This is a genomic window from Ilumatobacter sp., assembly GCF_041688325.1.
GTDB lineage: Bacteria > Actinomycetota > Acidimicrobiia > Acidimicrobiales > Ilumatobacteraceae > Ilumatobacter_A.
In genome coordinates this window covers 1-11,364 of the sequence record NZ_JBDNIJ010000421.1, presented here as the reverse complement: position 1 = coordinate 11,364, position 11,364 = coordinate 1, and the positions used below count along the sequence as shown (strand labels likewise).

Sequence of the window (11,364 nt, the reverse complement as noted above, 5' to 3'; positions counted from 1 at the left end):
GGCGAAACCGATCAGGCCAACTCGATGCCGCTGTGCGGATCCCATGACCGCCGAAAACATTCCGAACAGTTGCGGGGTCGACGTGACCGACACGGCCGCATCCACCTGATCAGGCCTGACGGAAGTGTGATCAAACCGTTGAACGCACGCGATCCCGAATGGCCCGACACCGAACGGGCCACTGATGAAGCTGATGATCGGCAAGCGTGCCCATCGACAATCGATGCGGCTGGCCGAACGCGCTACCGAATGCCAACAGCCGCTGAACTCGGCTGGTCAGTCCTCCACATCGACCTCGCCGCCTAACGGACAACGGCCCTTGGGTCAGCAGCCGCTGGTGACGCTGCCCGCATCTGGAATCACGGCACCGGGCGAGGGGCTCCGCTCGGACGTGGCGGGGGAGCGGCCAGTACGTTCGGCTGATGGACTTTGACATCCCGGCATCGACGCAGCAACTCCTCGGCGAACTCGATCAATTCATCGTTGACGTAATCAAGCCGATGGAGGACGAAGACGACAACATCCGATTCTTCGACCGTCGCCGCGAAGACAGCCGGACCGACTGGGATCGCGACGGCCTGCCAAATGCCGAGTGGGAACGTCTGCTCCGTCGGATGCGTGTCGCAGCTGACGAGGCCGGCTTCTACCGGCAGCAGTTGCCGGAACGGTTTGGCGGCAAAGACCTCGGCAGCCTCGACATGGCAATCGTCCGCGAACACCTCGCGCGCAAGGGGCTTGGCCTCCACAACGACTTGCAGAACGAGAGCTCGATCGTCGGCAACCTCGTCACCGTCTTGATGATGGAGAAGTACGGATCACCCGAGCAGCAAGCCGAGTGGATCCCGAAGATGCTGGCTGGCACGGCGCGCATCGGTTTTGGGCTCACCGAACCGCTCCACGGCTCCGATGCCACCTGGATGGAAACCACGGCGACACGTGATGGCGACGAGTGGGTCATCAGCGGTGAGAAGTACTGGAACACCGGCCTGCACCACGCCACGCACGACTACATCTTCGCCCGCACGTCTGGTGAGCCAGGCGACGGACGCGGCATCACCTGCTTCATCGTGCCGACCGATTCACCCGGCTTCAAGATCGAAGAGTTCATGTGGACGTTCAACATGCCCACCGATCACGCCCATGTCCGCTTGACCGAAGTGCGGGTCAACGACGACACGATCCTCGGCGACGAAGGGCTCGGCTTGATGACCGCCCAATTGTTCGTGCACGAGAACCGGATCCGCCAGGCGGCGTCGTCGCTCGGAGCCGGGTTGCACTGCATTGATACCGCAGTCGCCTACGCCAACAACCGCACCACGTTCGGCAAGACGCTCTCGACAAATCAGGCGATCCAGTTCCCGCTCGCCGAACTCGCCACCGAGGCTGAAATGCTGCGCGCCCTCATTTGGAAGACGGCATGGCAGCTCGACACTGGCGTTGACCATATGGAGATCACCGACAAGGTCGCGATGTGCAACTACCGCGCCAACCGCTTTGCCTGCAACGCCGCCGATCAGGCGATGCAAACGTGTGGCGGTATGGGCTACAACCGGGCCATGCCGTTCGAGCACATTTACCGCCACCACCGTCGTTACCGAATTACCGAGGGCTCAGACGAGATCCAGATCCGCAAGGTTGCCGGCAAGCTCTTCGGAATTACTGGTCGCGCGAAAGGCTAAACGGCGCAGCCGATCGGGCTTGCCTCAGAGGCGCGCGTCGCTGACGGTGACGGAGAGGACTTGGCCTTGGGCTGCATGGCTCACGCTGGTGGCGATGTTGCAGAAGAACACGTAGTTGCCCGGCTCAAGATCAAACTCGATGGTGTCGGTGCCACCGCCCGGAATGTTGCTCGTCTGCCCGAGGAAGTCGGCAGCGAGAGTTGTCTCGTCGATGGCGCCGCCAGCGATCTGCGGAAGTGTCTCGTAGCTGTCGCCGCGGGCGATGGCAAAGTGGTGTGCAAAGTCGCCGTTGTTGGTGACGTTGAACGTGATGGTACCTGGAATCAAATCGGTCGGAGAATCGATTGCCCACTCGTCGAGTGACACCTCAACGACGTTCCCGACCTGTTCGGCAGGAACGATTGCTTCGGTCGCCACCGGTGCGTCGGTCGCGGCCACGCCGGGATCGGAAATGGGGATCGGAGTCTCTGGATCGCCAGGGTCGAATTCAGGCCGGGGCGGGATGCTGTCGGCGGCCTCGACCGATCCGGACAGGGTCGCAGCATCGTCGCTCCCACCTCCGCTGCATGCCGAAAGGGCAACGATGGAAACGATGGAAACGGTGGCGATGAGGGCGATGCGACGCATCCGCACACTGTGACATGCCAGCGGTTCCCGAGGGTGTCACCGGTTGACGGGGACGGGTGCCGGCACGCTCCAGTCGACGGGCATCTGGTCGAAATCGAAGAATGGAGCTTCGTCGTGTTCGGCAATCGCATCCTCGATCTGGTCGTAGAAGCCCCGGCCGGTCTCTTCAGCGAAGGTGATCGCAACGTCGCTGCAGTCGTTGCTGAGCCGCGGACGTTCGACGTACTCGGGGAAGGTCGCTTCTGCAGCATCGCCCTCGGCGTAGCCCCGAGCGAACATCTGTTTCAGCACGCCGAAGCCGTCGTTGCGTACGAGTGTTTCGCCGCGTGGCGTTCCACCCATCTGCTTCATGTGTGCTTGGAACGATTCGAGGTCACCCGTGTCGTAGGCGACGTGCTGGCAGGAGTGGTCGCCGTGACGGTCGACGAACTTGGTCACTTGTGACTTCTTGGCCCGGTCGATTCCTTCGATCAGCGCGATGCCGAACTCGCCGTAGTCGACGCACCAGATCTTCATACTGCTGTCGAGATCATCGGGTCGCACATCGTCGATCCGATTGATGAGCGTGCCGCCTTCGACCTCGATATGGAACCACGCCCACTTCTCGATGGTTCCCGTTTCGCAGGCGTAGGTGATGTGGTCCACTTTCTTCAACATGGGTATCATTTGATCTATGTGTGCATTATGTGTCAACATGGTCGAACACATCGCCAATATGTTGATCTAGTTATGTACAATATGCTCATGTTTCTCGATGAACGGTTCGGGTGGGTGAACAGATGAGTCGTGCACTCGACGAGGTCGACCTTCGCATCATCGCTGCATTGCGGCGTCAGCCGCGCCGGTCGATGGCTGACTTGGCACGCGCGCTGGACTTGGCCAGGGGAACGGTCTACTCGCGGCTCGATCGGCTCGAGTCTGACGGGGTCATCTGCGGATACGGACCAGACGTTGATCCGAGCAAAGTGGGCCTCGGCGTCGTGGCGTTTTGCACGCTCGAGATCGCACAGGGTTCACACGACGACACGGTCGTCGCGCTGGGTGCGATCACGCAGATTCTCGAGATTCACACTGTGACCGGAATCGGCGATCTACATCTGCGCATTGTGGCCCGATCCAACGATCACCTGCACGAAGTGATGCAGCAGATTGCAGCGGTACCGACGGTGCGCCGGAGCCAGACACAACTGGCACTGTCGACGGTCTTGAGTCGGACAATCGCTGACGTCCTCGCAGGAAGCTGAGCGACGAATCGGCGTGTTGCCGGAGTGCTGCGCGGATCAGGTCACCCCCCGGAGACCTGATCCGCCGCAAGCGCGTCAACCTGACAAGATCTGGTCAACGACGCAACGTTACCGGCACTGTGCCATAAGTCGCACCGCGCGTGGGGCAGGATTCATCCGAAGCGTTGGCTCTTCGTGGGGCGACTGGTGTACGGGGCGAACCTCGACGCAGCCGAGTCCGTCTGATCTGTCACCGGGCGCGTGAACTACCCTCGCCTACACATTGAGGTGAGATCGGGGGATCGCATGGCGTACGAAGAAAGCGACACTGTTGAGGCCAATCGGGTGACCGATTGGGTGAACGACTGGGATTGGCTCGATCCAGCCTGGGGCAGCAACGCGATCGAAATTTGGAACTCGGTGCGTGAGCAGTGCCCGATGGCTCTGACCGAACGGTACGGCCGGGCCTTCATGCCGGTAACGATGGAAGCCGTGTCGGCGATCGCCAACGACACGGTGAACTTCTCGTCGATCTTCGTCTCGGTGGCGCAGCCGGACGCGATCCGGCGGCCTGCACCACCGATTACCTCCGACCCACCTGACCACCACGGTCATCGGCGGCTGTTGCTGCCATCGTTCAGTCCAAGGCGCATCGCCGAAATGGAAGCCGAGCTGCGTGAGTACACGCAACAACTGATTGCCCAGGTCCGCGCGAAGGCGAGCGATTCGCCCTCAGCCGGTTCAGCCGGTTCAGCCGGCTCGGCCACTGCCGACGCCGCTGCGCAGTATTCGCAGCACATCCCGGTGCATGGGATCGCCCAGATGATCGGCGTGCCTGACAGCGACGCCGATCTGTTCCGCGACTGGATCTACCGCAACTTTCAACTGGCACCGCGTGACAACAAGGTGCGTGAGCAAGTGACCGCTGAGATGCGGGCCTACTTCTTCGATCTGCTCGACAAGCGGGCTGCTGAGCCACAAGATGATCTTGCAACGCTGATCACCAACGCTGAGATCAACGGCGAACCTGTCGCCGATGAGTTGAAGGTCGGCTACCTGCTGCTGCTCCTGCTGGCCGGTATCGACACCACGTGGAGTGCCATCGGCTCAGGCCTCTGGCATCTCGCCACGAACCCCGGCGACCTCGCTCGCCTGGCTGCGGTGGTCGACGATCCGGACGACATGCTCTGGCTCACGTTCACCGAGGAAGTGCTGCGGTACTACGCGCCGGTCACAATGGGTCGCAAGGTCATCGGTGACACGGAGATCCAGGGTTGCCCGGTCCGTGCCGGCGAGCAAGTGCTGGTCACTTTTCCGGCTGCGAATCACGACCCGCTCGCCTTCGAGGACCCCCACGAGTTCCGGATTGACCGAGCGGAGAACCGTCACGTCGCGTTCGGGCTCGGAATTCATCGTTGTCTTGGGTCGAACCTCGCCCGGTTGGAGATGCACATCGCATTCCACGAGTGGGTGCGCGCGTTCCCGAACTTTGCGCTCGACACGTCGGAAGAAACGACGTGGACAAACGGCCAGATTCGCGGCCCTCGGAACATTCCCGTCCTCTTGGAGGGCTGAGACGCTGGAGGACGGAGCTGAGCCGTCGCCCGTCACCTGTTGAACACTGCCCCTTTGACCGTCACGTGTCGATTGACAGCAGCTCGCGACGGCAACCAGAACGGCTCATGGGTGCTGTTTGATGCGGCCCGCACCGACTTGAGAGATCGCAATCAGCGTGCAGCGATGATTGAAGTGCAGCGAACAGCGATGCGCATGATGCGGACGTCAGGCTTTTCGAACGTGACGGTAGAACACATCGCCGAAGGCGCACGAGCAGCTCTCCGCTGAGAGCCCCCGCGCCGAGGGATCCCAAGATCCGGAGCCAGCGTCAGAGTTCGACTGAGCCTCCGGGGCCGGTGACCGTCGCGGTGAGGCCGACGCGCTCGGCCGCCACAACGTTGATGTCGAGGCCAAGTGCAGCAAGCGGTCCCATGATGTTAAACGGCAGCGGATGGTTCACCGTAAAATTCTCGAGTTCGACTCCGCCGGGCTGCGTGGCGCTCGGAAGCGGGGTGACGCCCCAGTCGATGATGAACGGGAGCGTCGGCGACGACGGAAAGGTCAGTGCCCAGGTGAGCAGGTTGCCATTCGGGGCTTGCCGACTCATGTCGTTGATCGGGCCCGGGTCGTAGCCGGCGTCGAGGCAACGGTCGACGAGATCCTCGATCGTTTCGTCGTCAGTGGGCCGCACCGCAAAGCCGACGAGCCCCGGGCCGTCGAGGTTGTCGATGCCGAACGGTCGAGGCATCTCGGGGTCGGGTTGACCGGGATCGGGGGCGATGATTTCGAGGTAGCACTCGCCGAAAGAGACGAGCGCGTTGTGCGTGCCGAGTCCGATGTGGGCCCCGCCCATTGCTGGTCGGATGCCCGTCTGTTGCTCGAACCAGTCGATGCCTTCGTTGAGGTCTGCGATTGCGTACACGAGATGATCGATCACGGCCATCTCACGATCCTCGCAGCCGGGCTCTGGTTCTCTAGTGTCAATCGACATGAGCACAACTGAAGAGTTCGCCGGCAGAGTCGCATTGGTCACCGGATCGTCGAGCGGTATCGGCGAGGAAACTGCCCGCCGCCTGTCGGCGCTTGGCGCGACCGTCGTCGTCAACTCGTCGCAGTCGGTCGAAGCCGGAGAAGCGGTCGCGGCAGCTTTGCCAGGGACGGCGGCCTACATTCGAGCCGACATCAGCAACCAGGACGAAGCACACGGCCTGATCGACGCGACCATCGAACGATTCGGGCAGCTCGACTTCTTGATCAACAACGCTGGGTGGACCACCGAGGTGCCGCACCACCAGCTCGATGATCTGACCGACGAGATCTTCCGGAAGACCTTCGACGTCAATGTGTTGGGCACCTGGTGGCTGACCAAGCGGGCGATCCCGCACCTCCGTAAGAGCGACGACCCGAACATTGTCAATATCACGTCGATCGCGGGCATCAGGCCAGTGGGTTCGTCGATGGCGTATTCGATGACCAAGGCAGCGCTCAATCAGATGACGCTGTTGCTGGCCAAGTCGTACGGGCCGATCCGCGTCAACGCAGTTGCGCCGGGTCTCGTTGCCACGCCGTGGACCAAAGACTGGGATGCCATGCACGCAGCGGTCGCCGCCACTGCTCCCGTGCCACGTTCGGCGACGCCGCAAGACTGCGGTGAGGCTGTGCTCGCGCTGCTCCGCAACAAGTACGTGTCGGGCGAGATCTTCGTCGTCGACGGAGGCCTCACTCAAAAGATGTGAGGCCTGTTCAGTGAGTGGCCACGCAGAACTCGTTGCCCGCACTGAGCTAGTGCCTGCTGCATTGCCCGGCTGTCTTGGAGTCGCACAGTTCGCTGGCCTATCGGTCAATGCCTCAGCGCTACGCGCAACGATTTGGGTGTAACTCGATGCGACGAACTTCAGCGAGCGCCCATCTCGGCCAACCAAGCCGGAAGCCGTGTGGGCCGACCGCCATTGGTTGTGCAGCCGTGCACGGTTACACCGGTCGCGTGAGCAAGGTGCTCGTCGCCTGAACCGGTGGTCACGAGGTAGGCCATCTGGAACGTGGCGCGGGTGACCGCAGCGAGTGAAAGGTGGACGGTGATCACATCATCGAAACGCAGTGGCTGTCGGTAGGTGACAAACGACTCGAGGACGGGTGACTCAAGGCCGGCATTGCGCCACTCGGTGAACGGGTGACCGACGTGCGCGAGAAACGCGACGCGGGCCTCTTCGAAGTAGGCGAGGTAGTTGCTGTGGTGCACAATCCCCATGGCGTCGGTTTCGACGAAACGCACCCGGATTTGGTGAGTGAACTCATAGTCGGCAGGTGAGGTGGTCGGTTCGACAGACAGGCGCACGCGCCGATTCTTGCACGCTCGGTCCAGACAGCAGGCGTCCGGCCTGTCACGCTCCGGTCAGACCAAAGTGTGACAGCACGGTTGCGCGAGGATGGGCGAGTGACGCCGGCCGTAAAGATGTTGGAGAGCGCGGGCATCGAGTACGCGATCAGCGAGTACGACCGGCATTTGTCCGGAGATGGTGCGCTGCGCGACTTCGGCAAGGAGGCTGCCGAAGCACTCGGACTCTCGGACGACGAGGTCTTCAAGACACTTATCGTGGTTGTCGAAGGCGGACCACGCTCACCTGAAATGGTCGTGGCCGTCCTTCCGGTCAGCTGTCAGCTGTCGATGAAGCTGATCGCAGCGGCCGCCGGGGCAAAGAAGGCAACGATGTGTGATCCGGCTGCAGCGGAACGGTCATCGGGCTACGTGGTCGGCGGGATCAGCCCGCTCGGTCAGCGCCGTCAGCTGCGAACTGTCGTGGACGAGTCCGCTCAACTGTTCGACACGATCTACGTGAGCGGCGGCAAGCGAGGCCTCGACATCGGGCTCACGCCAGGTGACCTGATCGGCGTGCTGCACGCGACCGTCGCCCCGCTCACTGCATGAGGTCGGCGTCTGGTGCGCCAAGGCGACCGGATGACGGATTGCTGGTTGCCTGACTCGAAGACGCGACCGGTCCCGTGGTTAGCGAGCGGGGTGGCGTTGGAGGGCTTCGATTCGGGCGACGCGTGTTCGTGCTGCCGGATGTGAGGCTGCCAGTCTGGCCCGCCAGCCGATGGGGCGACCGCCCGTGCCGTTGGCGAGGACCTGGCGCAGTGCACTGGCCAACTCGGGGCCGAATCCCATTGCGACGGCGCGTTTGTCGGCTTCGAACTCAGCGCGCCGGCCGACGAAGTTCCCGAGTGCATCGCCCGCACGCAACGCTGCGGTGAAGACCCACGACACGGCCTTGAAGAAGGTGGCCGCGAACTGCCCAGCAACGTTGATGACCGGCGAACGACGCCCGAAGCTCTGGGCAGCCGCCTGTGACACGTTTTCGAAGAAGAAGCCGATCCGAGCGAGAAACACGACAGGCCCCGACAACCAGTGAGCGATGGTAATCGCCACCGTGTGGAGGCCGAGGTGGTGGCTGAGTTCGTGAGCGAGCACGCCGCGTAGTTGTGCCGGTGTCAGCTCTTGGGCGGCAAATGATGTGACGACGACGAGGTGCCCACCGCAGGCGAACGCGTTCAACTCGTCAGACGGGAGCACTCGCAGCACGTACCGATTCGGCGGCAGGTTGTTGGCCTGGGCGATTTCGGCCCACACCGGAGCGATCAGGGCGGCTTCTTCGGGTTGGGCCGGACGTGCCCCGAGAATGGGGGTCAGGACGGCGGTCTGAAACGGCCGCACGAATAACAACAGGCCGGTGGCGGCGAACACAACCACCGTCCAGCGAAAAGGTGCCCCGAAGACCATGTTGACTGGCCACCAGAGCAAGCTGAGAGCAAGCAGGCTGAACGGGGCCATCGCGACGACCGGGACGAAGGCCCAGATCGCTGACCGTTCGACGCTCCGGGCGCCCTGTGACCGAGCCATCAAGTTGCTCATGATAGAGATTCTGCGTGCCAGGGATCTGGCTTCATCGATAAATTCACTGTTCGTGTTCCGAGCAACGTTCAGGGTGGTGAGCTGGAGAGCCCGTATGTACTCCCTTTAAGAATTCGATCAAGAATTCGATCAAGAAGCCGATGGACTCACTGAATGCGCGAGAATTGTCAGCGAGAGGCTGCAGACAGCAACGGGCGAACAGAAACGGGAACTGGGTGCAAGGATCGATGGCCGCGGAGCGGTCAAAAGTCAGAACGCTGCTCGATGACGCTGCAGCGTGTCGAGTTGATGATCCCCTTCGCGCGCGCAAGCTGGCGCTCGACGCACGCACGCTCGCACGTGCATCGGCTCTCACGGACAACGAAGCCGAGGCGCTCTACGCGCTGGCCTCCATCACCCATCAGCGTGGACACACCGACGATGCGTTCGCCCTCGCGGCCGAAGCTGTTGAAGTGGCATCGCGTGGTGAGCCGTCGCTGACGTTGGCCTGGTCGCACCACCTGCTTGGCGTGGTCCATTACCAAGCCAGCAACTTTGCTTCAGCTCTCGAGCAGTCGCTTGCGGCCCTGCAGGTGTACCGCATCACTGGCCACGAGCTCGACGAAGGCAAGATCCTTCATACGATCGCCGCCGTCTACCAGTCGATGGGCGACCACGACCGTGCCATTGCCACATACGAGAACGCACTGGCGATCAACGAGCCGCTCGGTCGTCGTGATCTCGATGCCATGGTGCTCGGCAATCTTGCCCGTATCCGCGGTCGTCGCGGCGAGTTCCTCCCGGCTGTCAGCCTCGGCCGACGCGCTGTCGAACTCGCCCGCGAACATGCGCCGCACCTGATTGGTGGACTGCTCGCGGATCTTGCCGAGGCATACGTCGGCCTCGCCGACCATGCCAGTGCAACTCTGTGCTTTGCCGAAGCTCGTGCCGACTGGGAATATCGTGTGGCCGACGGACACGAATTGGCTCCCGCCGAGCAGCTCGGGATCATGGTGTCCGAAGGTCGCGTCGCATTGCGGAGCGGTCAGACCGACGAGGCGATCGCATCGCTCGCGGCGGCACTCGACCTGGCCGACCGTACCGATCACCGCGAACTCAAACTCGAGATCCACGATCTGATGGCGATGGCCTACAAGCAGGCCGAAAGGTTCGGTGAGGCACTCGATCACCGCGAACGTCACTTCGCCCTGCACCGTGAGATTTTTACCGACTCCGCTGACCTCCGTTTGCGGACACTGCAGATCGCTCACGACAACCAGACGGCCCGGCACTGCGCCGAGATCACCCGGCTGCAGACCACCGAATTAGTCGGCAGCTTTGCCGCTCAGCATGCTGATGCTGACGCTTATCACCTCGAAGCATTCGAACGTCTGGCATCGCTCGCCGAGTTCCGTGGTGGCAACACCACGAAGCACACCGACGCCGTGGGTGACCTGTCCGCCGAAATCGCTCATGCGATCGGCCAGCCGCCGGCGTGGTGCGAGCGTTTGCGCTTGGCCGCACGCCTGCATGACGTCGGCAAGGTCGCCATCTCCGACGCAGTGCTCCTGAAGCCTGGCCCGCTCACGATGTTGGAATTCGACGAGGTCAAACAGCACACCGTGCTCGGCCGTCGCCTGCTGTCTGGTGTATCGACCGAGCTGTTCTCGCTCGCTGCCGAAGCTGCCTGGGCCCATCACGAGTGGTGGGACGGCTCGGGCTACCCGAATGGCCTGAGTGGCAAGGCAATCCCGTTGTCCGGCCGCATCGTTGCTGTCGCTGACGTGTATGACTCTCTCGCCACCCGCCGCGTCTATAAACGCGAATGGAGCTTGGCTGAAGCGATCCGTTTCGTTCGGTCCGGCGCAGGCGCCCAGTTTCAGCCGGAGCTGGTCGACGCATTCGTGCAGGTGATGGTCGCGCGCGAGCCGTCGCTGGAAGCTGAACTCGCTTAACCCTGTGGTAGCGGCGGTGTTACCGCTGCGATCTACGATTACAGCCATGGCCGCCGACAGCACTGCGATCACGCGTGATGAGCGCATCGACTTGCGCGAGCGGAACCCGAAGTGGCGGAACGATCCGGTGCGGATCGAGATGCTCGAGTGCATCAACTGCGACGCCTGCCTGCGGGCCTGCCCACCGAACTTCGGCGCGATTTTCAACCACGGCGCCGACGTCGTGATCATCCCTGAACTGTGCAGCGGTTGCGACAAGTGCATCCCGGCATGCCCGGTCGACTGCATCTATCCGCACCCTGACTGGACCCCTGAGACCGCAACGTCCAGCAGTTCCGGTGACTGGTGGGAATTGCCCCATTCCGATAACGACCCCTACGTCTGACCGACCCGTTTCTCTCCCGCTTCCCGCGGGTCAAGAGTGGACGTGTCAG

At 62.4% G+C, this 11,364-nt stretch carries 12 protein-coding genes and 1 pseudogene; 8 read left to right on the top strand and 5 right to left on the bottom strand.

Annotated elements, in window-relative coordinates:
* A pseudogene (locus ACH2EI_RS20685) lies at window positions 1–306 on the top strand (hypothetical protein); the annotation flags it as partial.
* Between the two features lie 116 nt (window positions 307–422).
* Window positions 423–1,679, top strand: coding sequence for an acyl-CoA dehydrogenase family protein (locus tag ACH2EI_RS20680; RefSeq protein WP_395155615.1), 1,257 nt, complete (start codon window positions 423–425; stop codon window positions 1,677–1,679).
* 24 nt (window positions 1,680–1,703) lie between these two features.
* Here the strand turns inward: ACH2EI_RS20680 and ACH2EI_RS20675 are convergent, their stop codons facing one another.
* On the bottom strand, window positions 1,704–2,306 hold the full coding sequence (locus ACH2EI_RS20675; protein WP_395155614.1) for a hypothetical protein: 603 nt from the start codon (window positions 2,304–2,306) through the stop codon (window positions 1,704–1,706).
* A gap of 36 nt (window positions 2,307–2,342) precedes the next feature.
* Window positions 2,343–2,963: a hypothetical protein gene (locus ACH2EI_RS20670; protein ID WP_395155613.1), complete on the bottom strand. Its 621-nt coding sequence runs from the start codon at window positions 2,961–2,963 to the stop codon at window positions 2,343–2,345.
* A gap of 122 nt (window positions 2,964–3,085) precedes the next feature.
* Between ACH2EI_RS20670 and ACH2EI_RS20665 the strand changes: the two genes are divergently transcribed.
* Both ACH2EI_RS20665 and ACH2EI_RS20660 read left to right on the top strand, forming a co-directional pair.
* Window positions 3,086–3,550 carry an Lrp/AsnC family transcriptional regulator gene (locus ACH2EI_RS20665; RefSeq protein ID WP_395155612.1) on the top strand — a complete coding sequence of 155 codons (465 nt, stop codon included), beginning with the start codon at window positions 3,086–3,088 and terminating at the stop codon, window positions 3,548–3,550.
* Between the two features lie 285 nt (window positions 3,551–3,835).
* A complete protein-coding gene (locus ACH2EI_RS20660) occupies window positions 3,836–5,104 on the top strand; it encodes a cytochrome P450 (RefSeq protein WP_395155611.1) in 1,269 nt (422 codons plus the stop codon).
* Between the two features lie 310 nt (window positions 5,105–5,414).
* Here ACH2EI_RS20660 and ACH2EI_RS20655 read toward each other — a convergent pair whose 3' ends face one another.
* Window positions 5,415–6,077 (bottom strand): VOC family protein, encoded by a 663-nt coding sequence (locus ACH2EI_RS20655; RefSeq protein ID WP_395161443.1) that lies wholly within the window; start codon window positions 6,075–6,077, stop codon window positions 5,415–5,417.
* On the opposite strand from ACH2EI_RS20655, the gene ACH2EI_RS20650 reads away from it, so the two are divergent.
* Window positions 6,076–6,822, top strand: coding sequence for an SDR family NAD(P)-dependent oxidoreductase (locus ACH2EI_RS20650; RefSeq protein WP_395155609.1), 747 nt, complete (start codon window positions 6,076–6,078; stop codon window positions 6,820–6,822). The genes ACH2EI_RS20655 and ACH2EI_RS20650 overlap by 2 nt on opposite strands.
* Window positions 6,823–6,980: 158 nt before the next feature.
* On the opposite strand, the gene ACH2EI_RS20645 is transcribed toward ACH2EI_RS20650, so the two are convergent.
* A complete protein-coding gene (locus tag ACH2EI_RS20645) occupies window positions 6,981–7,421 on the bottom strand; it encodes an acyl-CoA thioesterase (RefSeq protein ID WP_395155608.1) in 441 nt (146 codons plus the stop codon).
* A 99-nt stretch (window positions 7,422–7,520) separates the two neighbouring features.
* On the opposite strand from ACH2EI_RS20645, the gene ybaK reads away from it, so the two are divergent.
* Window positions 7,521–8,012, top strand: coding sequence for a Cys-tRNA(Pro) deacylase (ybaK, locus tag ACH2EI_RS20640; protein ID WP_395155607.1), 492 nt, complete (start codon window positions 7,521–7,523; stop codon window positions 8,010–8,012).
* A 78-nt stretch (window positions 8,013–8,090) separates the two neighbouring features.
* On the opposite strand, the gene ACH2EI_RS20635 is transcribed toward ybaK, so the two are convergent.
* A complete protein-coding gene (locus ACH2EI_RS20635; RefSeq protein ID WP_395155606.1) occupies window positions 8,091–8,996 on the bottom strand; it encodes a M48 family metalloprotease in 906 nt (301 codons plus the stop codon).
* Between the two features lie 215 nt (window positions 8,997–9,211).
* Here ACH2EI_RS20635 and ACH2EI_RS20630 point away from each other — a divergent pair, with 215 nt between their 5' ends.
* Window positions 9,212–10,930, top strand: a complete 1,719-nt coding sequence (locus ACH2EI_RS20630) for an HD domain-containing phosphohydrolase (protein WP_395161441.1) — start codon at window positions 9,212–9,214, stop codon at window positions 10,928–10,930.
* Between the two features lie 46 nt (window positions 10,931–10,976).
* Complete coding sequence (locus ACH2EI_RS20625; protein ID WP_395155604.1) at window positions 10,977–11,315, top strand: 4Fe-4S dicluster domain-containing protein; 339 nt, start codon at window positions 10,977–10,979, stop codon at window positions 11,313–11,315.
* The last annotated feature ends 49 nt before the right edge of the window (window positions 11,316–11,364 follow it).

Bases quoted from the DNA above. Each gene is read 5' to 3' on its own strand.
- ACH2EI_RS20680 (WP_395155615.1), top strand. From the start codon at position 423: ATGGACTTTGACATCCCGGCATCGACGCAGCAACTCCTCGGCGAACTC.
- ACH2EI_RS20675 (WP_395155614.1), bottom strand. From the start codon at position 2,306: ATGCGTCGCATCGCCCTCATCGCCACCGTTTCCATCGTTTCCATCGTT.
- ACH2EI_RS20670 (WP_395155613.1), bottom strand. From the start codon at position 2,963: ATGTTGAAGAAAGTGGACCACATCACCTACGCCTGCGAAACGGGAACC.
- ACH2EI_RS20665 (WP_395155612.1), top strand. From the start codon at position 3,086: ATGAGTCGTGCACTCGACGAGGTCGACCTTCGCATCATCGCTGCATTG.
- ACH2EI_RS20660 (WP_395155611.1), top strand. From the start codon at position 3,836: ATGGCGTACGAAGAAAGCGACACTGTTGAGGCCAATCGGGTGACCGAT.
- ACH2EI_RS20650 (WP_395155609.1), top strand. From the start codon at position 6,076: ATGAGCACAACTGAAGAGTTCGCCGGCAGAGTCGCATTGGTCACCGGA.
- ACH2EI_RS20655 (WP_395161443.1), bottom strand. From the start codon at position 6,077: ATGTCGATTGACACTAGAGAACCAGAGCCCGGCTGCGAGGATCGTGAG.
- ACH2EI_RS20635 (WP_395155606.1), bottom strand. From the start codon at position 8,996: ATGAGCAACTTGATGGCTCGGTCACAGGGCGCCCGGAGCGTCGAACGG.
- ACH2EI_RS20625 (WP_395155604.1), top strand. From the start codon at position 10,977: ATGGCCGCCGACAGCACTGCGATCACGCGTGATGAGCGCATCGACTTG.